This window comes from Pigmentiphaga daeguensis (assembly GCF_039523035.1).
Lineage (GTDB): Bacteria > Pseudomonadota > Gammaproteobacteria > Burkholderiales > Burkholderiaceae_B > Pigmentiphaga > Pigmentiphaga daeguensis.
Map to the genome: position 1 here is coordinate 39,131 of NZ_BAAAEN010000025.1, position 23,259 is coordinate 62,389.

A 23,259-nucleotide genomic window follows, 5' to 3' on the forward strand; every position below is an offset into this window, starting at 1 on the left:
GTCGATTCATTTATGTAACGCCTGACGCTAGAGTTCGGCAACGACCTGCCTCATTTCCTCCGCCACGATGTCCGATCCCGCCGCCAGGCCCCTTCGCCCGTCCGCCACCGGCGGCATCACGGCCACCCTGGTCGTGTGCCTGGGATGCGCACAGATCGTTTCCTGGGGAACCATGCATTACCTGGTGTCCGTGTTCGGGCCGGCGATACAGGCGGAACTGGGCTGGAGCGCCGGTTTCGTCCACGGCGGCTTCTCGTGCGCGCTGGCCGTCATGGGCCTGTCCTCGGTCTGGGTAGGCCGCAGGATCGACAGACATGGCGGCCGCGCCCCGATGATGGCCGGCTGCGCGCTGGGCGCCGCCGGCTGCGTCACGCTGGCCGCCGCCCACCATGGCGCCGTCTACTACATGGGCTGGGTGCTGCTGGGGCTCGGCATGCGGCTCGCCCTGTACGACGCGGCCTTTGCCGCGCTCGCCCACCTGGGCGGCCCGGCGTCGCGCCAGACCATGTCCCAGGTCACGCTGTTCGGCGGACTGTCTTCCACCATCTTCTGGCCATTGGGCCAGTGGCTGGGACAGGAATGGGGCTGGCGCAGCGCGCTGGCCGTCTACGCCTTGCTGCTGCTGGCCTCGTCGCTGTTGTACCTGGCCCTGCCGCGCGGCCACGGGCCGGATACCGCCGGCACCGCACCGGGCCGGGACGCACCGGATCGGCCGGCGGTCCGCGCGGACGTGCTGTTGTACGGCTGCATCGCCACCCTGGCCCTGTTCATCCAGACCGGCATGTCGGCGCACCTGCCCGGCATCCTGCGCGGGCTGGGCTGGACGCCCGGCATGGCGGTCTCGCTGTCCGCGCTGTTCGGCATCGGCCAGGTCGCGGGCCGGGTGGGCATCGCCGCGATGGGACGCCGCGCCCGGACGCTGACGGTCAACCTGCTGCCATGCCTGTTGTTGTGCCTGTGCTTCGCCGCCGCCCTGGCGGCGGGCGCGACGCTGCCGGGCGCACTGGCCTTCACGCTGCTGTATGGCGCCGGCAACGGCATGGCCACCATCATGCGCGGCGCCATTCCGCTCGCCCTGTTCGACGCGCGCAATTATGGACGTATCGTGGGGGGCGTGCTGCGCCCCGCGTTCATGCTGAGCGCCGCCGCGCCGGTATGCTTCGCCCTCGTCATCGGGCATGTCGGCCACGCCGGGCTGCTGGCCGCGGCGCTGGCCATGGCCACGGCGCAGCTCGCGGCAGCCCTCTTCCTTCGTCACCGCCACCAGGATTCCCCATCATGACTCATCCCGGCACCCTCATCATCACCGGCGGCAGCCGAGGCATCGGCGCGGCCGTCGTGCGGCTCGCCGCGGCCTCGGGCTACGACGTCTGCTTGACCTACCGCGAACAGGCCGACGCGGCCCGCGCTCTGGTCCAGGACATCCGGGCCATGGGGCGGCAGGCGTGCTGCGTCCAGGCCGATGTCGCGGACGAGGCGGCGCCCGGACTGGCCTTCGACGCGGCGGCCGCGCTGCCCCATCCGGTGACCGCTCTCGTGAACAACGCCGGCACGACCGGCCCCATCGGAGCGTTTTCCGCCGTCGAGACGTCGGTGTTGCGGCGCGTACTCGACGTCAACGTCCTTGGCACCATGCTGTTCAGCCGACAGGCCGTGCGGTACTGGGCGGGCAGGAGCATGGGCGGAAGCATCGTCAACATTTCCTCCGTCGCGGCCACGCTGGGCGCGCCTCACGAATACGTGCACTATGCCGCGTCGAAGGCGGCGGTGGAGGGCTTCACGGCCGGGCTCGCGCGCGAGACGGCAGGCCTGGGCATACGGGTCAACGCCGTGTCCCCGGGTACCACGCTGACGGACATCCATGCGGCCGCGGGCGAACCGGACCGGCCTTCGCGCATCGCCGCCCGGGTGCCCATGGGAAGGGTGGCGCGGCCGGAGGAAATCGCCGAGGCGGTCGTCTGGCTGCTGTCTGAAAAGGCCGGCTACGTCTCCGGCGAGATCCTCAAGGTGGCCGGCGGCCTGTAGACACCGACGGGCACAGGCCGTGCTGCGTGATCGCCGCCGGCGCGCAGCCACTCCAGGGCCAGCGGCCACAACAGGTCCTGGTAGTCGCTGTGGAAGAACGCGAAATGCCCGATCGCCTTGCTGCCCACGTCCTCGGGCGCGATGCGCAGGTGCGTGCGTTCGCTGCGCGTGAAGTAATCCAGGGTGCGCTCGATGGCCGCCACCGTGCCGAAGGGATCGTCGGTCAGGCTGATCGCCAGGATGCCGGCCCGCGCGGAGGCGGCAGGCAGCGCGGCGCCGCCGAAGGCCCGGCGGGCGCTGGGCCGGTCTTCGTAGCGTGGCGTAGGCGTGCTCCAGTCCAGCGCGACACCTGTGGGCGTATCTTCCAGCCAGCCCAGCCTGCGGCCGGGGAAATAGCCACATGCCCGGGCCAGCAGCGGCATGGCCAGATGCCACTTGGCCACCATGCGCCAGCGTACCGAGGCATCATAGTCCCGCCAGTACGCGAACTGGGCGCCCACGGTAACCATCCTGCCGATCCGCGAACAGGACGCGGCCAGCGCGGGGGCCCAGCCGCCGAAGCTGTGCCCCACGAGATGGATATCGCGGCCCGGCCACATGGCCGCGGCATAGCCCAGCACGGCCTCGCAGTCCTTCGCGCCCCAGTCGGTCCAGCTTGCCTGGAAACCGCGCAGGCGGTCCGGACGCGACTCGCCTATGCCGCGGTAGTCGTAGGCGACGACGTCCATGCCGTTGTCATGCAGGTACTGGGCGAAGCGGAAGTAATAGCGGCACTTGACCGAGGTGGCCGCGTTGATGATCACCACCGGCCTCGTCACCGCGCCCACGTCGACCCCGCGCCAGACAAAGCCGCCCAACGGATAGCCGTCGGCGGCATGAATGACGACGGGCAGCGCGGCGGCGGGCCGGTCGAAGCCGGCGGGCGGGGGCTTGGGCAGGGCGCTCATGGTGGCTTTGGATCGAACAACGCCCTACGATACCCCGCTCGCCCGGACCGCACCAGCCCGCAAGGCGTGCGGTCCGCTCACGCCGACCGGCTTCAGGTCGCGCTGGACGTCGACGCGCATCGAATACAGGTACGGATTGACCGCCAGGTTGCCCATCGTCGCCATCAGGGTGGTGTAGCCATCGGGCGCGGCCTTCGCCACGTTCTCGGTGCCGATCACGCCGCCTGCGCCGGCCCGGTTCTCGACCACGACCGATTGGCCCAGCAATTCGGCCATGCGGGGAGCCACCAGCCGGGCGACGATGTCCGTCCCGCCCGCCGGGGCGAATGCGACGACCATGCGGACCGGCTTGTCGGGATAGGTCTGCGCGCTGGCCGGACCGGCCGCGGCGGCCGCGGCCATGGCCCACGCGGCGTGGCGGAAGGGGGAAGAAGAAAGGATCTTGCGCATGGCGTGCTGTCCTGGACGGAATGATGAGACCGGGAAACAGCCGTTCCCGGAGCGACGCCGCACTCTAGCCCTGGCCGGCGGCACCGTCCAATTCGAAAACACGCATCGATTGAGTCGCCCCGGCACTCAATCGGCGCGGCGCGCCACGGTCAGCCCGGAGGTCTTGTCGTAGACGATCTGCCGCAGCCAGCGGTACGCCGGTTCGGCATGCAGGCGCTCGTGCCAGTACTGGTGTATCTGGAAATTGGCCAGTTCCAGCGGCGGCGTGAAGATCCTCACGTCCAGCAGCCGCGAGAACAGCGTGCCCAGGTCCTCGGGCACGGTCGCGATCAGGTCGGCCTGCGCCACCAGGAAGGGCAGGGCCGAGAAGCGCGGCACGTGCAGGATGACGTCGCGCGTCAGGCCCCGCTCGGCCAGGGCCTGTTCCATGGCGTAGTACTGCGAGCCGCTGTTCACGTACATGGCATGGCGGCAACGCAGGAATTGCTCCAGCGACAGCGAGTCCCGGATCTCGGGATGATGGCCGGCGACCATGCAGACGTAGCGCGTGGTGCGCAGGTTCTGCTGGCGCGCCCAGTTGGGCATGCCCAGGAAGTAGCCGATGGCCAGGTCGATGTTGCCGCTGTCCAGGGCGTCGACCACCTCGTCAGGACGCAGGTCCACGATGGTCAGGCGCGCGTGGGGCGCGTGCTTGCGCAGATGCGCGAGCACCTGGGGCATCGCGACGATCATGCCGACGTCGTTGATGTAGACGCGGAAATTGATGGTGGTGCTGGCGGGCGTGAATTCCGACGAAAGGTCCACCCCCTTGAGCACTTCCAGCACCTGCGCGATCTTGGGCGCGATGCCGTCCGAGAACGGTGTGGGCCGCATGCCGCGCGAGGTGCGCACGAACAGCGGATTGTCGAAATGGGCGCGCAGGCGCTTGAGCGCGGCGCTGACCGCCGGCTGGGTGAGATTGAGTTCGTCGGCCGCGGCCGACAGGCGCTGGTGCCGGTAGATGGCGTCGAAGCACAGCAGCAGATTCAGGTCGAAGCGCAGCAGGTCCATGCCGGAGTGATATCAACGCCGTTGATATTGAAGATAAACCATTTTGCTAGGAATTGATATCGCTCGGTCATAGACTGGCTTCGCCATCACGAAAAACAGGCGCCCACGAAGGCGCCACGGGAGACAGACGCTTGGACGCTCATACGACGCCTGGCGCGCATCAGGCCGGCCGCCTCCAGATCCTGGGGATATGCGGCAGCCTGCGGCGCCGTTCCTACAACCGCATGGCGCTGCTCGCCGCGCACGACCTGATGCCGGTCGAGTTGTCGCTGGAACTGGCCGAACTCGACGGCATTCCCATCTACAACGGCGACATGGAGGCCGAAGGCATTCCCGGGCCGGTGCGGCAGCTGGCCGATCGCCTGCGCGCCGCGGACGGACTGCTCATCGCCAGTCCCGAATACAACTTCTCGGTCAGCGGCGCGCTCAAGAACGCCATCGACTGGCTCTCGCGGCTGGATCCCCAGCCCTTCCGCCACAAGCCGGTGGCCCTGCTGTCCGCCACCCAGGGGCCGGTGGGAGGGGCGCGCAACCAGTACGACCTGCGCAAGATCCTCGGCTGCCTGGAGGCGCAGGTGCTGCTGCGGCCCGAGGTATTCATCGGTTCCTGCCACACCAAGTTCGACGCCAAGGGCCGGCTGGCCGACGAAGCCACGCGCAAGGTGCTGGGCGACCAGATGACGGCCTTCGCCCATTGGGTCCGGCGCCTGCGCGCGCTGGACCAGGCGCGCGCCTAGAACAACAGGAGGAGACACCATGAAAATCGCATCCCCCCGGTCCGGCCGCATGGCCGGATTCGCCCTGCGCGCGGCCCTGGCCGCCGCCGCCCTGGCCATGGCCCCCGCCATGGCCCAGCCCATCAAGATAGGCATCATCACCGACAAGGTCGGTCCCGCCAAGCCCTATGCCGAACCGGTAACGGCCGGCGCCGTCTTCGCCGCCAAGGAGCTCAACGCCAAGGGCGGCATACTGGGCCGCCAGGTCGAGCTGCTGATCGAGGACGACCAGGCCCGACCCGACATCTCGGCCACGGCCGCGCGCAAGCTGGTGGAGGCCGGCGCCACCTTCATCCTGTCGCTGTCGCTGACACCGTCGACCCAGCAGGTGCAGACCGTCACGCTGGAAACCAAGACGCCGCAGCTCACGCCGTCCAACAGCGGCGACACCCTGACCACGCAGATCGACAATCCCTATTTCTGGCAGACCGGCCCCCTGGGCTCGACCCAGATCGCCACCCTGCTGGCCTACGCCGCCAACCGCAACTTCAAGCGCGTGGCGCTGGTGGGGGAAAACTCCGACCTGGGCCAGCTGACCAACCGCTCGTTCAAGGCCGGACTGGAGAAATCCGGCGCGCAGATCGTGGCCGAGGAAGTGGTCCCGCGCGGCTCGACCACCGCCGACCCGCAGATGCAGAAGGTGCGCGCGGCCAAGCCGGACGCCATCTTCCTGACCGGCGTCACTACGCCCGAGAACGTGCTCATCCTGCGTTCATACCGTCAGCTCGGCCTGAAGATGCCGGTGCTGGGCAATTTCAACCTGTCGGTACCGCAGACCGCGGTGGTGGCCAAGGGACTGCTGGACGGCGTGGTGTTCGTCGACGCCTTCGACCCGGCCAAGCCGGAAGCGCGCCGCTTCATCGAGGCCTACAAGAAAGAGAACGGCGTCGAACCCTACAACCTGAATGGCTACGGCTACGACGGGCTGATGCTGGTGGCCGACGCCATCAAGCGCGCCGGCGGCACCGACAAGGAAAAGGTGCGCGCGGCCATGCAGGCCACGCAGGGCTACGTGGGCGTGCTGGGCGCGGTGGGGTCTTCCTATGGGTTCTCCGGGGGCAAGCGCACGGGCTTCGACCGCAACGGCATGGTGGTGCGGGTGTACGAGGGCGACAAGCAGGGCAAGGTCGTCTTCTCGGGCGCGCAGTGACGCGGGTGCAGGGGCCTCATGACCGATCTACTCGAACTTCTCGTCAGCGCCACCGCCAGCGGCTGTATCTACGGACTGGTGGCGCTGGCCTACCTGCTGATCACGCGCCCGACCGGCATCATCAACTTCGGCGTGGGTGAATGGGCCATGGTGGCGGCCTTCGGCGCCTATGTGGCGCTGTCCCGCGTGGAGCTGCCCTATGCCGTGTCGATTGCGCTGGTGGCCGCGCTGATGGTGGCCGTGGGCTGGCTGACCGAACGGCTGGCCGTGCGGCCGCTGGTGGTCAGGGGCGCGCCGCCGCTGGCGCCCGTGCTCGCGCTGCTGGGCATGCTGGTGGTGTTCCGCGAACTGGTATCGCTGGGCTTCGGCCCCGATCCGCAACCCGTGCCGCCGGCCTTCGGCTTCGGCCGGCTGGAACTCGGGTTGCTTGCCGGCTCGTACCAGAGCTTCTTCATCATCGCGGTGGCCCTGGCGGTGTTCGCGGGCGCCTGGTACTTCTTCGAACGCACCCTGACCGGCCGGTCGTTCGAGGCGGTCGCGCTGGACCGCCGCGCCGCCGCGCTGATGGGCATCAACCTGTCTCGCGTGACGGCCCTGTCCTTCTCGGCCGGGGCGGTGGTGGCCGGACTGGCCGGCGTGCTGGTGGCGCCCAACGTCTCGGCCCACTACCTGATGGGCATGCCGCTGGCCATACAGGGCTTCACCGCGCTGGTCATAGGCGGGGCGACACGGGTCGAGGGCGCCCTGCTGGGCGGCCTGATCCTGGCCTTCGCCGAGCAGTTCACGGTGCGCTACGCGCCGGTGCCGCCGGGCCTTGCCATGGGCGTGCCGCTGGTGCTGCTGATCGCCTTCCTGCTGGTGCGCCCGGCGGGCCTGCTGCGTCCCCGGGAGGCCCGCGCATGAAGTCCTTTCTTTCCTACGCCGTGGCGGCCGTGGTGCTGTCGGCCATCGCCTTCGCGCTGGGGGCCTACCAGACCGACATCTACCGCAAGATGCTGCTGTGGATCGCGCTGGCCATCAGCTACAACTTCCTGTTCGGCATCTCGGGCCAGATCGCCTTCTCCCACTTCAGCTTCTATGGCATCGGCGCCTACACCATCGTCATCCTCGTCACGCAGGCGGGCCTGCCCCTGCCGCTGGCGGTGCTGGCCACGGTGGCGGTCTGCGTGGCGCTGGCGCTGGTGGTGGCCATACCCGCCACCCGCCTCGAAGGCTTCTACCTGGCCCTGGCCACGCTGGCCTTCGCCCAGCTCTTCATCGTCGTGCTGAACGAGGGCGGCGCGATCACCGGCGGCACCGGCGGGCTCGCCAGCTACCGGCTGCCGGACATCTTCGGCGTGCATGTCACGGGCCCCTGGTACACGGTGGTGATCGTGGTGCTGATGCTGGCGACCATGGCCATCATCGGCCGGCTGGACCGTTCATGGTTCGGCCGCGCCTGCCGCGCGGTGCGCGACAACCCCGAAGCCGCCGCGGCCATGGGCGTGGACGTGCGGCGCACCAAGGTCATCGCCTATGCCGTCACCAGCGCGCTGGCGGGCGTGGCCGGCATGGTCTACGCCTTCGTCGACAACACCGTGAACCCGCACATCTTCGGTCTGGAGAACGCCTTCCTGCTGCTGTTCATGGTGATCGTCGGCGGCAGCGGCCGCATGGCGGGCGCCATCCTGGGCGCGGTGCTGCTCTACCTGATGCCGCTGGTGCTCTCGCCCATCATCGGGCACCACCATGCCCTGGTGTTCGGCGTGTTCATGGTACTGGCGGTGCTGTTCCAGCCGCGTGGCCTGATCGGGCTGTGGGACCGGCTGCAAGCCCGTCGCCACCCGTCTCCCTCGGCCCTGCCTCGCGTGCCGGCGGTCGAGCCCACGGCGGTGAAACGGGAGGGCCTGGCATGAATTCCCCCCTGTTGCAGGCACGCGGCCTGTGCAAGCGTTTCGGCGGCCTGCACGCCGTTTCGGACCTGGACCTGGACGTGCGCGCGGGTGAAGTGGTGGGCGTGATCGGCCCCAACGGCGCCGGCAAGACCACCACCTTCAACATGATCGCCGGCGCTTTCGCGCCCACCAGCGGGACGCTGGCCTTCGACGGCCGGTCCCTGGCGGGCGTGCCCACGCACGGCTTCGCGCCACGCGGCATCGTGCGCACCTTCCAGCACAACAAGTCCTTCGACAGCCTGTCGGTGCGCGAGAACGTCATGGTCGGCATGCACACGCGCATGCCGGCGTCGCTGTGGCGCGTGCTGGCCGGAACCCCCGACTCCTATCGTGCCGAGCGCGAGGCACGGCGGCGGGCGGACGAACTGGTGGACTTCGTCGGCCTGGGCGAGTTCGCGCAGGCCGAGGTCTCCACGCTGTCGTTCGGCCAGGGGCGCCTGCTGGAAATCGCCCGCGGACTGGCGGCCGGCCCGCGCCTGATGCTGTTCGACGAACCGGCCGCCGGATTGGCACCGGGTGAATGCGCGCGACTGGAGGAGATCATCCTGGGCATCGCCCGCCAGGGCATCGCGGTCCTGCTGATCGAGCACGACATGCGCTTCCTGATGGCCCTGGCCGACCGGGTGGCGGTCCTGAACTTCGGCCGCAAGATCGCCGACGGCACGCCCGACGCGGTGCGCGCCGACCCGGCGGTGATCGAGGCCTACCTCGGCAACGTGGAGAACCTGGCCCATGCTTGAACTACGCAATGTCAGCGGCGGCTATGGCCACGCACCCGTGGTGCGCAATGTCGACCTGCGGGTCGAACGAGGCGAGACCGTCGCGCTGCTGGGGCCCAACGGCGCGGGCAAGACCACGCTCCTGGCGGCGCTGTCGGGCATCCTCGTGCAGCGCTCGGGCACGGTGAAGCTGGCCGGCGCCGACATAGGCGGACTGCCCAGCCACCGCATCGTCGAATGCGGGCTGGTCCAGGTTCCCGAGGGCCGGCATGTGTTCGCGCCGCTGTCGGTGGAAGACAACCTGCGCCTGGGCTCGGTCACGCTGGTCCGGCGCGACCGTTCGCGTGCCGAGGAACGCTTCGATTTCGTCTACCGGCTGTTTCCCCGGCTGGCCGAGCGGCGCCGGCAGCTTGCCGGCACCCTGTCGGGCGGCGAGCAGCAGATGGTGGCGATCGGCCGGGCGCTGATGTCCGCGCCGCGCGTGCTGCTGCTGGACGAACCCTTCCTGGGCCTGGCGCCGCGCGTGGTGGACGAGATCCTGGCGGTGCTGGACCGGCTGCGGGCCGATGGCCTGACCATGCTGCTGGTCGAGCAGAAGCTGGACATCGCGCTGCCCTTCACGCGCCGCGCCTATGTCCTGATGAAGGGCGGCATCGCGCTCGCCGCCGACAGCGCCGAGCTGGCCCGCCGCGACGACCTCGCCCAACTCTATTTCGATCTGGCGCGGCAGGCGGCATGAGCCCGACGCGACCCCACGTTTCATCCGGAGCAACACCATGACATCTTTCGTACCCATCCGCGGCCTGCACCACTTCGCCTACCGATGCCGCGACGCCGAGGAAACCCGCCGTTTCTACGAGGACATCCTGGGCCTGCCGCTGACGCACCTGGTCCGAGCCGAGACCATCCCCAGCACCGGCGAACACTGCCCCTACGTCCATCTGTTCTTCGAGATGACCGACGGCAGCAACGTCGCCTTCTTCGACCTGGGTGACAACCAGGCGGCCGACCCCTCGCCCAATACGCCGCGCTGGGCCAACCACCTGGCGCTGCGCGTGGACTCGGTACAGGCGGTGGAAGAAGCGCGTGCCCGCCTGCTGGCCGCCGGCGTGGAAGTCCTGGGTCCCGTCGATCACGAGGGCTTCGTGCAATCCATCTACTTCTTCGATCCCAACGGCGTGCGGCTGGAGCTGACCACCACCGTGGCCAGCGACGAGGAAATGGCCGGCTACCGGGCCACGGCGCGCGCCCAGTGCGATGCCTGGACCCGCGAGAAGGCCGCTCGCCTGGCCGCCGCGGGCTGACCACAGGGAGATCTCGCACAGCATGAGCAAGGACAGCCCCCTCCACGACACCCAGGCCGAATGGGTGCACGTCGAATTCCCCGAACAGGCCGCCTTCAAGTCGGTATACGGTTTCGCAGGCTCGCTCGGCACCATCCACCTCGAAGGCGTCCGCTACGTCCCCAAGGGCGTGAAATCGCGGACCCTGCTGGTCTTCATGCATCCGGCCACCACGCTGCAGCTGCTGCCCATGCCGCGCGCCCTGGCCGCCCGCGGCCTGCACGTGCTGTGCGCCGGCAGCCGGTATGCGCGCAACGACAGCGCCCTCATCATGGAGAACGTGGCGGTGGACCTGGGCGCCTACATCCGCCATGCCCGCGAAACATGGGGCTACGAGAAGATCGTGCTGATGGGCTGGTCGGGCGGCGGCTCGCTTTCGCTGTTCTACCAGTCGCAGGCCGAACGGCCCACCATCACCCACACGCCGGCGGGCGATCCCTGCGCCATCACCACCGCCGGATTGATACCGGCCGACGCGATGATCTTCCAGGCGGCGCACGTCTCGCGCGCCGTCACCTTCGCCGACTGGATCGACCCCAGCGTCGTCGACGAGAACGATCCCGATCGCCGGGACCCGGAGCTCGACCTCTACCACCCCGATCGCAAGCCGCCCTATTCGGCCGAATTCCTCGCGCGCTTCCGCGCCGCGCAGCTGGCCCGCATCCGCCGCCGCACGGCATGGGTGAAGGAAACGCTGGAGACCTTGAAGAAGCGCGGCGGCAAGGAAATGGAGCGCGGTTTCGTCACCCACAGGACGATGGCCGAACCCCGATTCCTGGATGGCGCCATCGACCCCAACGACCGCCCCATCGGCACCTGCTTCATGGGCGTGCCCGAGACCGCCAACAACGGCCCCATCGGGCTGGCGCGATTTTCCACGCTGCGCTCGTGGCTGTCGCAATGGTCGCCGGACGACACCAACGCGCACGGCGAGAAATGCGCCGCCGGCATCCACGTGCCGCTGCTGGCGATCGAGCATTCGGCCGACGACGCCGTGCCGCAGCCTCACACCCGCCGCATCTTCGACGCGGCGGCAAGCGCCGACAAGAGCATGGCCGTGATCCGGGGTGCCAACCACTATTTCGTCGGCCAACCCGAACATCTGCAACAGGCGGGGGACCTATGCATGGACTGGCTTAGGCAGCGCGGACTGCTTGACTGACCGGCGCGCCCTCCGCCGGTCGCAGGCCCGGGGCACGGGCCTGTCCTGACCGTCCGGCGCGCCACCACACCTGACGACGGGTTTCGCATCCGGACGCCCCCGCGCGCCTGGAGGACCCTGCTTTGCCCATCGCCAGGCCATCACCAACAAGAGGGGAGACACCATGAAGACACGCATCGCGGCCTCCGCCGCGGCAGGCTGCGGACTGCTGGCAGCGGCCCTGGCCGGCACCGCCCAGGCCCAGACCAGCGTCACGCTGTACGGCATCATTTCCGAGGGCCTGTCCTACACCAATAACATCGGCGGCAAGAGCCTGACCGAGCTCAAGGCCAACGTCATGCAGGTCTCGCGCTGGGGGCTGCGCGGCACCGAGGACCTGGGCGGCGGCACGCGCGCGCTGTTCAACCTGGAAAGCGGATTCTCGCCCGACACCGGCACCTGGACCCAGGGCCGCCTGTTCGGCCGCACCGCCATCGTCGGCCTGGCCAACGACCGCTGGGGCCAGGTCACCATCGGCCGGCAGATGGACGCCATGTCGCAGACCCTGGTGGGCTACGAATCGGCCATCCAGTTCGCGTCGATCGGCACCCACATCGGCGACAACGACAACCTGTTCCCGGTGGCCCGCATCAGCAACTCGGTGCAGTACATGAACAAGTTTGGAGGATTCCAGTTCATCGGCGTCTACGGCGCCGCCGAGAAACCCGGTGACTCCACCGACAACCGCAGCATCAGCGCCGGCCTGGGCTATATCCAGGGGCCCTGGTCGGTGGGCGTGGCCTACCACGACATGCGCCGGCCCAACAGCGCCACCAACCCCAACGGCGCGATTTACGGCGACTGGGGCATCACCTCGCCCTTCGTCACCAGCCCTGGCGGCGCGGGCGTGAACCGCCAGTCCATGTACGGCGCGGGCGGATCCTACTCCATCACTCCCGCGCTGAAGGTCTCGGCCCTGTACACCCACAGCAAGTTCGACTACTTCGACAACAGCGACCTGAAGCTGTCGAACTACGAGGGCACGATCACCTACTTCATCAATCCCAGCACCCTGGTGGGCGCCGGCTATATCTTCACCGACGGCAAGTACAGCAGCAACGGCAACAAGCCCAAGTGGCACCAGCTGAATCTGGGCGTGGACTACTTCCTGTCCAAGCGCACCGACGTCTTCCTGGTGGGCATCTACCAGAAGGCCGCCGGCGACGCCCGCTACGCGCAGATCTTCAGCAACCTGCCGTCGGACTCGAAGACGCAGATGTCCGTCATCGCCGGCATACGGCACAAGTTCTGACGCGGCTTCCGCGCCGGCGCGGGTCCCGTCTCAGTTGGGCGGGATGTTGGCCATGCGCACCCAGTCGCGCCAGCGCACGATGTCCGCCGCGATGAAGGCGCCCATGTCGCGGGCGGGCAGGAAGCCCGCCTGCATGCCCTTGGCCTCCAGCGACTGCTTGACCTCGGGGTCCGCCATGGCCTTGCCCATCAGCGCGCTCACGGTTTCCACGATGGCGGGCGGCGTCCCGGCCGGGGCGGTCAGCCCCAGCCAGCCCTGCATTTCGTAGCCGGGAATGGCCTCGGCAATGGCGGGCACGTCGGGCAGTTGCGGCAGCCGGCGCGGGGTCGTGACCCCTATCGGCTTGAGCCGGTCGTTCTGCAGGGCGGAGGCGGCCGATAGCGCATCCAGGAACGCGAAATCGAACTGCTTGCCGATCAGGTCGGTGACGATCTGCGTCACGTTCTTGTAGGCGGCGCCTTCATAGACCACGCCCGCGGCGGCCTTCAGCATTTCCGCCGGCACCTGCGATGACGAGCTGTAATAGCCGAAGCTCATGCGTCCAGGGTGCGACTTCGCATGAGCAATGAGATCCTGCACCGTCCGGAACGGGCTTTCCTTGGGCACCATCAGCACCGAGCCGTAGGTGCCGAACCGGCCCACCGGTACGAAATCCTTGACCGGGTCGTAGCGCAGGTCCTTGTACAGGCTCAGGTTGGCGGCGTGGGTCGAATTGGTGGACAACAGGAAGGTGTAGCCGTCGGGCTTGGCCTCCTTGGCAGCCATGGTGCCGATCACGCCACCGGCGCCCGGGCGGTCGTCGACCACGACGGTGGCCTTGGGATAGACCTTGGCGATATAGCCCGCGAACACGCGCGCGGAAAAATCGGCCGCGCCGCCCGCCGCCGACGGCACGATGATGGTGACCGGCCGGCTCGGCCAGTCGGATGCCTGGGCATGCACGATGCCGGTCCAGGCTACCGCGCACGCCAGCAGACCCGCCGGCGCCAGGCGCCGGATGCTTCCGAAGTTCATGTTTGTCTCCTCGTTCTTTGTTGTTTCCCGTCAGGGTTGGGTTGCGCGAAGGTGCCGCGCCAGAAACGTGTCCAGCGCCTCGTTGTAGGCGCCGGCGCAGTCCACCATGGGGGTATGGCCGCCCGGCAGCAGGACCAGTTCGGCGCCCGGAATCAGCGCTGCCAGCCGCTGCGCATCGGCCACGCGGCGACGCCGGTCCAGTTCCCCGTGCGCGATCAGCACCGGGCAGCGGAGCTCGCCCAGACCATGGCTCAGGTCTATCCGGCGCAGCCCCTCGACGGCTTCGAGCAGCGCTTCGGCCGGCAGCTCGCCCAGGTAGCGTTCGAGCTCCCGCATCAGGGCGGGCGGCGGCTCGTGCGCGAAGCAAGCTTGCAGGAAGGCGCGCCGCGTCTGCGGGGTCCATTGGTGGCGTATCCGTTCGGGCAGCGAGTTGTCGCCGTGGTCCCGCGTGTGCGGACCCGTGTTGGAGATGACCAGCGCCTGTACGGCGGACGGACGGGCCAGGGCCGTCAGCAGCGCGATCACCCCGCCCAGCGAGTGTCCCAGCAAGACCGTCGGCGCGGTACGCGGCGTCAGCGCATCGGCCAGCCGCCGCGCGGCCGCCGGCGGCGTGAACGGTCCCGCCCCCCGCATCCAATCCACTTCATGCAGCGCGCAGCCGGGGGCCGCGACCTGGCCGTAGATCCTTGGACTGCATCCGCCCCCGGCCAGGGCAAGGACGAGCGGGCCGGGGTGCTGGACGACGTGCGGCGCAATGAGCGGTTCGTCGGGTCGATCTGCATGATTCATCCGGCGATCATAGGCTCGTCCGCGTCATCCAAAAATTGAATAATATTGATCGAACAATAACCATATGGAATCGACATGCTGGCAGAGATCCCCATCGCCCAGTTGCGCGTTTTCCTGCACGTGCTGGATGCGAAGAGTTATCGTGTCGCCGCCGACAAGGTCCTGCGCAGCCAACCCGCCGTCTCCAAGATCATCCAGCTGCTGGAGGAAAAACTGGGCGCGCCGCTGTTCGAGGCCGACCGCCGCACCATACCCACCCCCTTCGGCAAGGTGTGCGAGCCCCTGGCCAGGGAACTGGTCAAGCACCACGACCGCATCGTCGAGACACTGCTGTCGCAATCGCGCCAGCACGCGGGCACGCTCACGCTGGCCTCCATAGGCAGCTTCGCCACCAACTGGGTGCCGGCGCTGATCAAGGATTTCATCGGCCGGCATCCCGGCGCGGCGGTCCGGCTGATCGACGACAACTCCGAGAACATCCACCGCATGGTGCTGTCGGGCGAAGTCGACTTCGGCCTGTCCAGCGAGATCTCGATCACGCCCGGCCTGGACTTCATCCCGCTCATGACGGACGCGTTCGGCCTGGTCTGCCACGCCAGCCATCCGCTGGCCCGGCGCAGCCGGCTGGACTGGTCCGTGCTGGCCGACCTGCCCTTGATCGGCACCACCGCCCACCGCGAGCTGAACGGCACCCCCGAGGCGAAGTGGCTGGACAGCTGCTGGTTCCACGTCTCCAACATGATGACGCTGTCGGCCATGCTGTCCAGCCAGGTGGGCGTCACCATCCTGCCCCGGCTGGCGGTGCCGGCCTTCGCGAAGGACCTGTGCTTCGTGCCGCTGGTCCGCCCCGGCCGCCATCGGCGGATCGGCATCGTGAAGGTGAAGTCGCAATCCCTGCCGCCGCTGGCGCAGGCGATGGAGCAGGAACTGATGGCCTATGCCGCCCTGCACGGCAACGTCCGGCCGAAGGCGGCGCGCCGGCGCTAAGCGCCTTCATCTGCGCGGACCCGCGGAACCTCGCGCGATCAGTTCGGGCCGGATGCGCAGCTTGCGCGGCGCGGACGCGGGTTCGCCGGGCCGCGCCTGGGCGGCGATGCGCGCAAAAACCAGTTCGGCCGTGGATGCCGCGAGAGCCTCGATGGGCAGGCGCACCGCCGCCAGCTGCGGCGTCGTCAGTTCGTACCACTTGGGATCGCCGTAGCCCACCACCGAGATGTCCGACGGGATGGACAGGCCATGCTCGCGTATGACCGCCAGCGCGACGATGGTCAGCTCGGAACTGCCGATGACCACCGCCGTGGGCCGCTGCCGCGCGGCCAGCAGCCGGCGCATGGCATCGGCGCCGTACTCCTGGCGCGGTGGCACCTGCACGATGAGTTCCGGGTCCGCTTCCAGCCCCGCCTCGGCATGCGCCTTCACGAAGCCGCGCAGGCGGTCGCGCCCCGGCTTGATGCGCGCGTATCCGCCCACGTAGCCGATGCGCCGGTGGCCCAGCGCCAGCAGGTGGGCCGCCGCGTCATGCGCCGCCGCGGCATCGTCCATCGCCACCACGTCGGTGGCCAGCGCCGCGACGCTGCGTATCAGTTGCACCGCGGGCGTGCCGGCCAGCAGTTCGACCGTGCGGGGCAGGGGCGCCGGCGAAGGCGTGATGACGATCCCGGCGGCGCGGGCCTGGATCAGCGCCTGGACTTCGCCGCACTCGGCGTCGGGATCGTCCTCGGTGATCGCCAGCACCATCTGGAAGCCCGCGTCCCGGCAGCGCTCCGCCAGGCGCTTGGCGATCGCGCTGTAGAAATCGTTCTGGATGTCGGGGATGACCAGCCCCACCAGCGGACTGGCGCCGCCGCGCAGGATGCGCCCCGAGGCGTTCAGCACGTAGCCCAGTTCCCGCGCCACCTGCCGCACCCGCGCCTTGGTGTCGTCGCTGAGCTTGGGATGATCGTTCAGCGCGCGCGAGACGGTGGTGTGCGAAATGCCCAGCGCGGCGGCGATGTCCTTGATGGTGACGGGACCGTGGGCGGGCTTGGAACTGGCCATGGGCTTCCTGTGGGCATCCGGTGCCCAGAGTGTACCCGTCCGCCTGTCCGCGCGCGGGCAGGCGGCCACCCCAGGCGCGCGGCTATTGCACGCTGATGCCGGCGTCCTTGACGATGCGCGCCCACTTGGCGAGATCCTCCTTGATCACGCCGGCGAAGGCCTGCGGCGTGTCGCCGATGGGTTCGCCGCCCAGTTCCTGGAAACGGCGCCGCACGTCGTCGGCCTGCAGGATGCGCGCCAGTTCGGCATGCAGCTTATCGATGACGGGCGCGGGCGTGCGGGCCGGCGCCAGGATGCCGTACCACGACGAGACATCGAAGCCGGGCACGCCGCCCTCGGCCACGGTGGGAATGTCGGGCGCCCCGGCCGCGCGCTTGCCCGAGGTCATCGCGATGGCCTTGAGCTTGCCGCTCTTGATGAAGGGGTCCGCGGTGGCCAGCGCCGTCACCAGCAGCGGCACCTGTCCGCCCACCACGTCCGTGACCGCCTGCCCGCCGCCCTTGTAGGCCACGTGCGACATGCGTATGCCCGTGCGCGACTTCAGCAGTTCGCCCGCCAGGTGGCCGGTGCTGCCCAATCCCGCGGACGAGAAATCCAGGTCGGCGTCGGCGCGCCTGCCCAGGGCCACGAGCTCGGACAGCGTGGAGGCCTTCAGCTGCGGATTGGCGACGATGATCAGCGGCACCAGCACCACCCGCGACACTGGCGCGAGGTCGCGCTCGACGTTGAACGGCAGCTTCTCGTACAGGCTGGGATTGATCACCATGGTGCCGTCGGCGGCGAACAGCAGCGTGTAGCCGTCCGGCTCGGCCTTGGCGACGATGTCCGTGCCGATGTTGCCGTTGGCGCCGGGCCGGTTCTCGACCACGACCTGCTGGCCGAAGGCGGTGGAGAGTTTCTGGCCCACCAGCCGCGCGAACACGTCGCTGGTGCCGCCCACCGCGAACGGCACGATCAGGCGGATGGGCTTGTCGGGATAGCGGGCGGCGGGCTGGGCGGACGCCGGTCCGGGATTTGCCAGCAGCAGGGCGGAAAGCAGGCTGGCGGCAAGCGCGAGGCGCCGCCCGCGGCCGCATCGTTGGGTATCGGGGTCCATATGCATGTCTCCTCTGGCGTCTGTGCGCCTTGATGGTGAGTCAGTCCGGACCGGTCTCGGCCAGTCGCCGCCTGACGTATTCCACCAGCCCGCCCTGCCGGATCATGTCGGCCAGGAAGGGCGGATGGACGGGAAACGGGTAGGCGCGCGCCCCCAGCCAGACCTGTCCGCCGTCCAGGTCCACCCGGATCGCGTCGCCTTCGCGGGCGTCGCGGACCGCGTCCGGGCAGGCCACCAGCGGCAGCCCGTTGTTGAGCGCGTTGCGAAAAAAGATGCGGGCGAAGCTCTCGGCCACGATGCACGAGATGCCTGCCGCCTGCAGCGCCAGCACCGCATGCTCGCGCGAGGAACCACAGCCGAAGTTGCGGCCCGCGACCAGCACGTCGCCGGGCCGGACCCGTGCGGCGAATCCGGGGTCCAGCGGTTCCATGCAATGGCGGGCCAGCACTTCCGGACGATGCGAGGTCAGGTAGATGGCGGGAATGATCACGTCGGTGTCGATATCGTCGCCGAAACGGCGCACCGTTGCGCTGGCTTGCGTCACAACGCCTCCGGATGGATGAGTTCGCCCGCCACGGCGCTGGCCGCCGCGACGTGGGCGTTGGCCAGGTAGACCTGGGAACCCGGATCCCCCATGCGGCCGCGGTAGTTGCGGTTGGTGGTCGCCACACAGACCTGGCCTTCGGCCAGCACGCCCGTGCTCAGCCCGGCGCAGGCGCCGCAGGTCGAGGGCGACACCAGCGCGCCGGCCTCGGCGAAGATATCGATCAGCCCCTCGGCCAATGCCTGCCGATAGATGTCCCGCGTGGCCGGCACGACCACGCAGCGCACGCCGCGCGCCACCTTGCGTCCGCGCAGGATGGCCGCGGCCTGGCGCAGGTCGGTCAGGGTACCGTTGGCGCAGTTGCCGATGTAGGCCTGGTCCACCCGCACGCCGCGCACCTCGGCCACGGGTGCCACGTTGCCTGGCGAGTAGGGCTTGGCGCACAGGACCGGCAGCGTCTCCAGCGCCACCTGCAGGCGGCCGGCATAGTCGGCGTCCGCGTCCCCGTGCTCGATCATGCCTGCGCCGCCGGTTGCGCGCCGTGCCCATGCCCGCGTCGTGTCGTCGGGCGGCACGATGCAGGTCTTGGCGCCGGCTTCCACCGCCATGTTGCACAAGGCCATGCGCTCGTCCATGGTCACTCCGCCCATGCCGGGGCCGCCGAACTCCATGCTTTGGTAAGCCGCCCCGTCCACGCCCAGGCGCTGGAGCAGGTGCAGGATCAGGTCCTTGCCGGTCACATAGGGCTGCCGCTCGCCGCGGAACTCGATGCGCAGCGTGGCCGGAACGGTGAACCACAGCTCGCCCATCGCCAGCGCCGCCGCGATGTCGGTGGAACCCATGCCTATGCCGATCGCCCCGAAGGCGCCATAGGTGCAGGTATGGGAATCGCCGCCGACGATCAGGTCGCCGGGCCGCACCAGCCCCAGCTCGGGAAGCAGGGTGTGCTCGATCCCGCCCGTGCCGATGTCGTAGTGGTGCCGCACGCCGTGCTCGTCGGCGAAACGCTGGAGCGACCGCAGCGCGCGCGCCGAGGCCACGTCCTTGGGCGGCGCGAAATGATCGCCCACCAGCACCGCCAGGTCCGGTTCGCGCAGCCGCGCCACGCCCATCTGCGCCAGCCGCTCGAAGGCGATCGGCCCGCTGACGTCGTTCAACAGCGCGCGGTCGATCCGGGCCGTCACGATCTCGCCGGGGCGCACCCGGTCGCGCCCGGCGTGGCGGGCGAAGATCTTCTCGGTGGCGGTCATGCCCATGGGCGGCTCCCGGATGCCATCAGCGCGCCGCCCGGCGCTCGCGCTGGCGGACCAGCGCCGTCAACGTCGCGTTGACCGGGGCCTGCATGCCCGCCAGCGCCGCTTCCCGGGGCACGGCGCCGTTGATGACATCGATCTCGCTGAGCCTGCCATTCTCGAGATCCTGCAGCAGCGACGGCTTGGCATTGGGGATCTTGGCACCGAACGCGCGCACATGGGCCACCGGATCCTGCACCGCCAACGCAACGCCGCGCGCCCGCGCGACTTCCCAGGCCTCAACCGCCGCGGCCCGGCTGACCGGCCCCATGTCGGCATCGTCCATGACCTCGCCCACCGTCATGCCGGTCAGCGCGCACGGCGCGCTATAGGCCACGTTGCAGATCAGCTTCTCCCACTGCATGGCGGCGATGTTGTCCACGGCCTCGGCCTTGAAGCCGGCCGCCCGCCACAGGGCCGCGATGGCGTCCACCTGCTCGCGCGCCAGCGTCGAGTAGGCGCCCATGCGGATGATCTCCATCCCGTTGTGGAAAGTGTGGCCGGGACCGCGCATCTGCGCGCCGAAGCCGCCGGCGATACCGACCGCCACCCGCTCCGCGCCCACCGCCCGCGCCACCATGTCCGCGCTGCCCATGCCGTTCTGGATGGTCAGTACGCGGGTGTCCGGCCCCACGGCCGGAACCAGCCGGCCCGCCGCCTCGGCCACGTGCGCGGCCTTGACCGCCACCACGACCAGGTCCATGGCTTCGTCCGGCACCTGTTCCAGCGCGCGTACCTTCACCACCCGGTCGCCGCTCGCGCCTTCCACCCGCAAGCCACGGTCGCGCATGGCTGCAACGTGCTCGCGCCAGGTGTCCACCGCCACCACTTCGTTGCCGCCCGCCGCCAGCAGGCCGGCATAGATGGAGCCCATGGCCCCGCAGCCCATCACCAGGATCTTCATGCGCGTCTCCTTCACGCCAGCAGTTGTCCGATCGCCTCGCGCAGCTCCGGCTTGCGCTCCAGCCCGAAGCCGGGCGCGCTCGACGGCGCGATGCGGCCGTCGCCCGCCACGCAATCGTCGCAGTAGCCGCCGAAGGGCTGGAACACGCCGGGATAGGCCTCGCAGCCGCCCAGTTGCAGTCCCACGGCGATATGCAGGTTGATCAGGTGGCCGCCATGGGGATAGAGCTGCGCCCGCCGGTAGCCATGCGCGTCCATCTCGGCCAGGATGCGGCCATATTCCGTCAGGCCGTAGCTCAGCCCCGCGTCCATCTGGAAGATGTCACGGTCCGCCCGCATGCCGCCGAAGCGCAGCAGGTTGCGCACGTCGGCGGCCGAGAACAGGTTCTCGCCCGTGGCCACCGCACCCGGATAGCCTTCGATGAAACGACGGTTGGCATCGAAATCCAGCGGATCGCAGGCTTCCTCGAACCAGCGCAGCCCGTACTGCGCCATGGCCTTCCCATAGGCCGCCGCCTCGTCCACCGAGAAGCGGCCGTTGGCATCGACCGCCAGCCTGGACCCGTCGCCGGCCACCTCCAGCGCCGCCTCGACCCGCGCGATGTCGGTGGCCAGGTCGGCGCCGCCTATCTTCATCTTGAAGGCCGAGAAGCCCATGTCACGGTAGCGCAGCAATTCGTCGCGCAGGATGGCGCACGGATCGCCGGGATAGTAGTAGCCCCCCGCGGCATAGACGTCCACATCGTCGCGCAGGCGCGAGCCCCCACGGGCGCGGCTTATGGTCTGGAACGCCGGTTCGTCGTCCAGCTTGGCGTTCAGGTCCCAGAACGCCAGCTCCAGCGCGCCCACCGCGGCGGCCCGGTCGCCGTGGCCGCCGGGTTTTTCGTTGCGCATCGCGCAGGCGTGCACCTTGGCGGGATCGAAGCGGCGGCCCGATGCGTCCAGCAGGGATTCCGGGCGGGCGGCCAGCAGGCGCGGGAAGAAGCGCTCGCGCAGCAGTCCGCCCTGGGCGTAGCGGCCGATGGAGTCGAAGGCGATGCCGGTGACCGGCTTGCCGTTGCGCACCACGTCGGTGACGACCGCCACCAGCGAGACGGTGTGCTCCGAGAAATTGACCAGGGCGTTGGAGATGTTGCCGCGCAGCGGGACCGTGAGTTCCCGCAGCTCCTTGATGATCATGGTGCCTGTTTCCTGTGGATGGCCCTTGTCGCCCGGCGACGCCGGCCGCTTCTTTTTCATACCGGCCGCCAGCATAAATGCACACGTGTGCATTCGTCAAGGGAGCGCATGGCCGGGGGAAAACCCGTGGCCCGCCATGCTATCGTCATGCCCAGTCCGGCCGCCGCCGCGGCCCCTCCGATACGGCCTTCCCCATGGACGCTCTCAACGCCTTCTTCTCGACCCCGGCCATCCGGGCCATCTGGACCGACCAGGCGGTGATCGCCGCCATGATCCGCTTCGAGTCCGAACTGGCCGCCGCGCAGCGCGACTGCGGCGTCATCCCGGCCGACGCAGCCGCAGCCATCATCGATACCTGCTCGTCCTTTTCGATCGACGCCGGCAAGCTGGCGGCCGATGCCCGCGTGGCCGGCACCCTGGCCATCCCGCTGGTCAAGATGCTCAAGGCCGCGGTGGCCGGGCGCAACGAAGGCGCCGCCGCGTACGTGCACTACGGCTCGACCAGCCAGGACCTGGCCGACACCGCGATGGTCACGCTGGTCCGGCAGTCGCTGGACCTGCTGCGGACCGAGCTGGTCCGGCTGGGCGATGCGCTGGCCGGGCAGGTCGAGGCCCATCGGCGCACGCCGCTGCTGGGCCGCACGCTGATCCAGCCCGCCGCGCCCGTCACCTTCGGCTGGAAGGTCGCCGGCTGGCTCGACGCCGCGGGCCGCAGCAGCGTGGCCCTGAAACGCGCGGGCGACGAAGCCTGCACGCTGCAGTTCGGCGGCGCCAACGGCACGCTGGCCACCCACTACGGCGAAGGCCAGCGCGTCGCGCGGGCGCTGGCCGACCGGCTGGGCCTGCGCGTGCCCGCCATCTCGTGGCAGGGCGGACGCGACCGGCTGGCGCGGCTGGGCAGCGAGCTGGCCATCCTGTGCGGCGCACTGGGCAAGATCGGCCGCGACATCTCCCTGCTCATGCAGGCCGAAGTGGCCGAGGCCTTCGAACCCACCGGCGAAGGACGCGGCGGCTCGTCGGCCATGCCGCACAAGCGCAATCCGGTCTCCAGCATGTACCTGATGGATGCCGCGTATCGCGCCCCGGCGCTCGCGTCCATCCTGGCCGGAGAGCTCGCTTCCGAGCACGAACGCGGCCTGGGCACCTGGCCCAATTCGCTGCCGGTGCTGGCCGACCTGTTCAGCCTTGCCGCCAGCAGCATCGCCGCGGCGGTCGACATCGCCGAGGGCGTGCGCGTCGATGCGCAGGCCATGCAGGCCAACATCGACCGCCTGTACGGCGTCGTCTATTCGGAAGGCATTTCGCTGCGGTTGTCGGCCCTGCTGGGCCCGGCGCAGGCGCAGCGCATCGTCGGCCAGGTGTGCGAACAGGCCATTTCGCAGCGCACGCCGGTGGCCGAACTGCTCAAGCAGATTCCCGAAGTCACCGCCGTGCTCGGCGCGCAGGACATCGATACCCTGGCCGGCCCGCAGCCGCAGATCGCCGCGTGCCAGCCCATGTGCAGCGCCGTGCTGTACCAATGGCAGGAACAGAAGACCCTTATCCAGGAGGACTAGAA

The 23,259-nt window shown here is 69.4% G+C and carries 24 protein-coding genes; 13 read left to right on the forward strand and 11 right to left on the reverse strand.

The annotated features are described in order from the left end of the window. Positions 1-67: 67 nt before the first annotated feature. The gene (locus ABD104_RS24350; protein ID WP_087838936.1) at positions 68-1,282 is read left to right on the forward strand and encodes an MFS transporter; all 1,215 of its coding nucleotides are present in this window, start codon (positions 68-70) and stop codon (positions 1,280-1,282) included. Continuing rightward, the gene (locus tag ABD104_RS24355; protein ID WP_343928367.1) at positions 1,279-2,025 is read left to right on the forward strand and encodes an SDR family oxidoreductase; all 747 of its coding nucleotides are present in this window, start codon (positions 1,279-1,281) and stop codon (positions 2,023-2,025) included. Before ABD104_RS24350 ends, ABD104_RS24355 begins: the two co-directional genes overlap by 4 nt. Here the strand turns inward: ABD104_RS24355 and ABD104_RS24360 are convergent. The 3 genes from ABD104_RS24360 to ABD104_RS24370 form a co-directional block, all read right to left on the reverse strand. Continuing rightward, positions 1,983-2,972, reverse strand: a complete 990-nt coding sequence (locus ABD104_RS24360; RefSeq protein ID WP_087838938.1) for an alpha/beta hydrolase family protein — start codon at positions 2,970-2,972, stop codon at positions 1,983-1,985. The genes ABD104_RS24355 and ABD104_RS24360 overlap by 43 nt on opposite strands. A 24-nt stretch (positions 2,973-2,996) precedes the next feature. Further along, on the reverse strand, positions 2,997-3,422 hold the full coding sequence (locus ABD104_RS24365; RefSeq protein ID WP_343928368.1) for a Bug family tripartite tricarboxylate transporter substrate binding protein: 426 nt from the start codon (positions 3,420-3,422) through the stop codon (positions 2,997-2,999). Between the two features lie 126 nt (positions 3,423-3,548). Next, the gene (locus tag ABD104_RS24370) at positions 3,549-4,472 is read right to left on the reverse strand and encodes a LysR family transcriptional regulator (RefSeq protein WP_087838942.1); all 924 of its coding nucleotides are present in this window, start codon (positions 4,470-4,472) and stop codon (positions 3,549-3,551) included. A 131-nt stretch (positions 4,473-4,603) separates the two neighbouring features. Here ABD104_RS24370 and ABD104_RS24375 point away from each other — a divergent pair, with 131 nt between their 5' ends. From ABD104_RS24375 to ABD104_RS24415, 9 genes are all read left to right on the forward strand, one after another. Further along, positions 4,604-5,209: an NADPH-dependent FMN reductase gene (locus tag ABD104_RS24375; protein ID WP_087838943.1), complete on the forward strand. Its 606-nt coding sequence runs from the start codon at positions 4,604-4,606 to the stop codon at positions 5,207-5,209. A gap of 19 nt (positions 5,210-5,228) precedes the next feature. Further along, positions 5,229-6,398: an ABC transporter substrate-binding protein gene (locus ABD104_RS24380; RefSeq protein WP_343928369.1), complete on the forward strand. Its 1,170-nt coding sequence runs from the start codon at positions 5,229-5,231 to the stop codon at positions 6,396-6,398. Positions 6,399-6,416: 18 nt separating this feature from the next. Beyond that, positions 6,417-7,301: a branched-chain amino acid ABC transporter permease gene (locus tag ABD104_RS24385; protein ID WP_343928370.1), complete on the forward strand. Its 885-nt coding sequence runs from the start codon at positions 6,417-6,419 to the stop codon at positions 7,299-7,301. Beyond that, positions 7,298-8,293 carry a branched-chain amino acid ABC transporter permease gene (locus ABD104_RS24390; protein ID WP_343928371.1) on the forward strand — a complete coding sequence of 332 codons (996 nt, stop codon included), beginning with the start codon at positions 7,298-7,300 and terminating at the stop codon, positions 8,291-8,293. The genes ABD104_RS24385 and ABD104_RS24390 overlap by 4 nt, the downstream gene beginning before the upstream one ends. Next, on the forward strand, positions 8,290-9,072 hold the full coding sequence (locus tag ABD104_RS24395; RefSeq protein WP_279818809.1) for an ABC transporter ATP-binding protein: 783 nt from the start codon (positions 8,290-8,292) through the stop codon (positions 9,070-9,072). The genes ABD104_RS24390 and ABD104_RS24395 overlap by 4 nt, the downstream gene beginning before the upstream one ends. Continuing rightward, a complete protein-coding gene (locus ABD104_RS24400; protein WP_087838948.1) occupies positions 9,065-9,790 on the forward strand; it encodes an ABC transporter ATP-binding protein in 726 nt (241 codons plus the stop codon). Before ABD104_RS24395 ends, ABD104_RS24400 begins: the two co-directional genes overlap by 8 nt. 37 nt (positions 9,791-9,827) lie before the next feature. After that, positions 9,828-10,355 (forward strand): VOC family protein, encoded by a 528-nt coding sequence (locus tag ABD104_RS24405; protein WP_343928372.1) that lies wholly within the window; start codon positions 9,828-9,830, stop codon positions 10,353-10,355. Between the two features lie 22 nt (positions 10,356-10,377). Beyond that, positions 10,378-11,556, forward strand: a complete 1,179-nt coding sequence (locus ABD104_RS24410) for an alpha/beta hydrolase family protein (RefSeq protein ID WP_279818815.1) — start codon at positions 10,378-10,380, stop codon at positions 11,554-11,556. A 163-nt stretch (positions 11,557-11,719) separates the two neighbouring features. Continuing rightward, on the forward strand, positions 11,720-12,847 hold the full coding sequence (locus ABD104_RS24415; protein ID WP_343928373.1) for a porin: 1,128 nt from the start codon (positions 11,720-11,722) through the stop codon (positions 12,845-12,847). A gap of 30 nt (positions 12,848-12,877) precedes the next feature. On the opposite strand, the gene ABD104_RS24420 is transcribed toward ABD104_RS24415, so the two are convergent. Both ABD104_RS24420 and ABD104_RS24425 read right to left on the reverse strand, forming a co-directional pair. Continuing rightward, entirely contained in the window at positions 12,878-13,861 is a 984-nt protein-coding gene (locus tag ABD104_RS24420) for a Bug family tripartite tricarboxylate transporter substrate binding protein (RefSeq protein ID WP_343928374.1), read from the reverse strand. Positions 13,862-13,891: 30 nt separating this feature from the next. Beyond that, a complete protein-coding gene (locus ABD104_RS24425; protein ID WP_343928375.1) occupies positions 13,892-14,650 on the reverse strand; it encodes an alpha/beta fold hydrolase in 759 nt (252 codons plus the stop codon). Between the two features lie 75 nt (positions 14,651-14,725). Here ABD104_RS24425 and ABD104_RS24430 point away from each other — a divergent pair, with 75 nt between their 5' ends. Further along, positions 14,726-15,637 carry a LysR family transcriptional regulator gene (locus tag ABD104_RS24430; protein WP_343928376.1) on the forward strand — a complete coding sequence of 304 codons (912 nt, stop codon included), beginning with the start codon at positions 14,726-14,728 and terminating at the stop codon, positions 15,635-15,637. Between the two features lie 6 nt (positions 15,638-15,643). On the opposite strand, the gene ABD104_RS24435 is transcribed toward ABD104_RS24430, so the two are convergent. The 6 genes from ABD104_RS24435 to ABD104_RS24460 form a co-directional block, all read right to left on the reverse strand. After that, positions 15,644-16,687, reverse strand: a complete 1,044-nt coding sequence (locus ABD104_RS24435) for a LacI family DNA-binding transcriptional regulator (RefSeq protein WP_343928377.1) — start codon at positions 16,685-16,687, stop codon at positions 15,644-15,646. A gap of 82 nt (positions 16,688-16,769) precedes the next feature. Next, entirely contained in the window at positions 16,770-17,783 is a 1,014-nt protein-coding gene (locus ABD104_RS24440; RefSeq protein ID WP_343928378.1) for a Bug family tripartite tricarboxylate transporter substrate binding protein, read from the reverse strand. A gap of 40 nt (positions 17,784-17,823) precedes the next feature. Beyond that, a complete protein-coding gene (locus ABD104_RS24445) occupies positions 17,824-18,327 on the reverse strand; it encodes a 3-isopropylmalate dehydratase small subunit (RefSeq protein WP_176400733.1) in 504 nt (167 codons plus the stop codon). Further along, a complete protein-coding gene (locus ABD104_RS24450) occupies positions 18,324-19,583 on the reverse strand; it encodes a 3-isopropylmalate dehydratase large subunit (RefSeq protein ID WP_087838953.1) in 1,260 nt (419 codons plus the stop codon). Before ABD104_RS24450 ends, ABD104_RS24445 begins: the two co-directional genes overlap by 4 nt. A 19-nt stretch (positions 19,584-19,602) precedes the next feature. Next, a complete protein-coding gene (locus ABD104_RS24455) occupies positions 19,603-20,523 on the reverse strand; it encodes a ketopantoate reductase family protein (RefSeq protein WP_343928379.1) in 921 nt (306 codons plus the stop codon). An 11-nt stretch (positions 20,524-20,534) separates the two neighbouring features. Next, on the reverse strand, positions 20,535-21,701 hold the full coding sequence (locus ABD104_RS24460; protein WP_343928385.1) for an enolase C-terminal domain-like protein: 1,167 nt from the start codon (positions 21,699-21,701) through the stop codon (positions 20,535-20,537). Between the two features lie 194 nt (positions 21,702-21,895). On the opposite strand from ABD104_RS24460, the gene pcaB reads away from it, so the two are divergent. After that, positions 21,896-23,257, forward strand: coding sequence for a 3-carboxy-cis,cis-muconate cycloisomerase (pcaB, locus tag ABD104_RS24465; protein WP_343928380.1), 1,362 nt, complete (start codon positions 21,896-21,898; stop codon positions 23,255-23,257). The last annotated feature ends 2 nt before the right edge of the window (positions 23,258-23,259 follow it).

Excerpts from the sequence above, each read along its gene's own strand:
- ABD104_RS24460 (WP_343928385.1), bottom strand. The coding sequence starts at position 21,701 with ATGATCATCAAGGAGCTGCGGGAACTCACGGTCCCGCTGCGCGGCAAC.
- ABD104_RS24440 (WP_343928378.1), bottom strand. The coding sequence starts at position 17,783 with ATGGACCCCGATACCCAACGATGCGGCCGCGGGCGGCGCCTCGCGCTT.
- ABD104_RS24400 (WP_087838948.1), top strand. The coding sequence starts at position 9,065 with ATGCTTGAACTACGCAATGTCAGCGGCGGCTATGGCCACGCACCCGTG.
- ABD104_RS24450 (WP_087838953.1), bottom strand. The coding sequence starts at position 19,583 with ATGGGCATGACCGCCACCGAGAAGATCTTCGCCCGCCACGCCGGGCGC.
- ABD104_RS24435 (WP_343928377.1), bottom strand. The coding sequence starts at position 16,687 with ATGGCCAGTTCCAAGCCCGCCCACGGTCCCGTCACCATCAAGGACATC.
- ABD104_RS24410 (WP_279818815.1), top strand. The coding sequence starts at position 10,378 with ATGAGCAAGGACAGCCCCCTCCACGACACCCAGGCCGAATGGGTGCAC.
- ABD104_RS24370 (WP_087838942.1), bottom strand. The coding sequence starts at position 4,472 with ATGGACCTGCTGCGCTTCGACCTGAATCTGCTGCTGTGCTTCGACGCC.
- ABD104_RS24350 (WP_087838936.1), top strand. The coding sequence starts at position 68 with ATGTCCGATCCCGCCGCCAGGCCCCTTCGCCCGTCCGCCACCGGCGGC.
- ABD104_RS24405 (WP_343928372.1), top strand. The coding sequence starts at position 9,828 with ATGACATCTTTCGTACCCATCCGCGGCCTGCACCACTTCGCCTACCGA.
- ABD104_RS24415 (WP_343928373.1), top strand. The coding sequence starts at position 11,720 with ATGAAGACACGCATCGCGGCCTCCGCCGCGGCAGGCTGCGGACTGCTG.
- ABD104_RS24355 (WP_343928367.1), top strand. The coding sequence starts at position 1,279 with ATGACTCATCCCGGCACCCTCATCATCACCGGCGGCAGCCGAGGCATC.
- ABD104_RS24385 (WP_343928370.1), top strand. The coding sequence starts at position 6,417 with ATGACCGATCTACTCGAACTTCTCGTCAGCGCCACCGCCAGCGGCTGT.
- ABD104_RS24455 (WP_343928379.1), bottom strand. The coding sequence starts at position 20,523 with ATGAAGATCCTGGTGATGGGCTGCGGGGCCATGGGCTCCATCTATGCC.
- ABD104_RS24420 (WP_343928374.1), bottom strand. The coding sequence starts at position 13,861 with ATGAACTTCGGAAGCATCCGGCGCCTGGCGCCGGCGGGTCTGCTGGCG.
- ABD104_RS24365 (WP_343928368.1), bottom strand. The coding sequence starts at position 3,422 with ATGCGCAAGATCCTTTCTTCTTCCCCCTTCCGCCACGCCGCGTGGGCC.
- ABD104_RS24430 (WP_343928376.1), top strand. The coding sequence starts at position 14,726 with ATGCTGGCAGAGATCCCCATCGCCCAGTTGCGCGTTTTCCTGCACGTG.
- pcaB (WP_343928380.1), top strand. The coding sequence starts at position 21,896 with ATGGACGCTCTCAACGCCTTCTTCTCGACCCCGGCCATCCGGGCCATC.
- ABD104_RS24395 (WP_279818809.1), top strand. The coding sequence starts at position 8,290 with ATGAATTCCCCCCTGTTGCAGGCACGCGGCCTGTGCAAGCGTTTCGGC.
- ABD104_RS24425 (WP_343928375.1), bottom strand. The coding sequence starts at position 14,650 with ATGAATCATGCAGATCGACCCGACGAACCGCTCATTGCGCCGCACGTC.
- ABD104_RS24380 (WP_343928369.1), top strand. The coding sequence starts at position 5,229 with ATGAAAATCGCATCCCCCCGGTCCGGCCGCATGGCCGGATTCGCCCTG.
- ABD104_RS24360 (WP_087838938.1), bottom strand. The coding sequence starts at position 2,972 with ATGAGCGCCCTGCCCAAGCCCCCGCCCGCCGGCTTCGACCGGCCCGCC.
- ABD104_RS24390 (WP_343928371.1), top strand. The coding sequence starts at position 7,298 with ATGAAGTCCTTTCTTTCCTACGCCGTGGCGGCCGTGGTGCTGTCGGCC.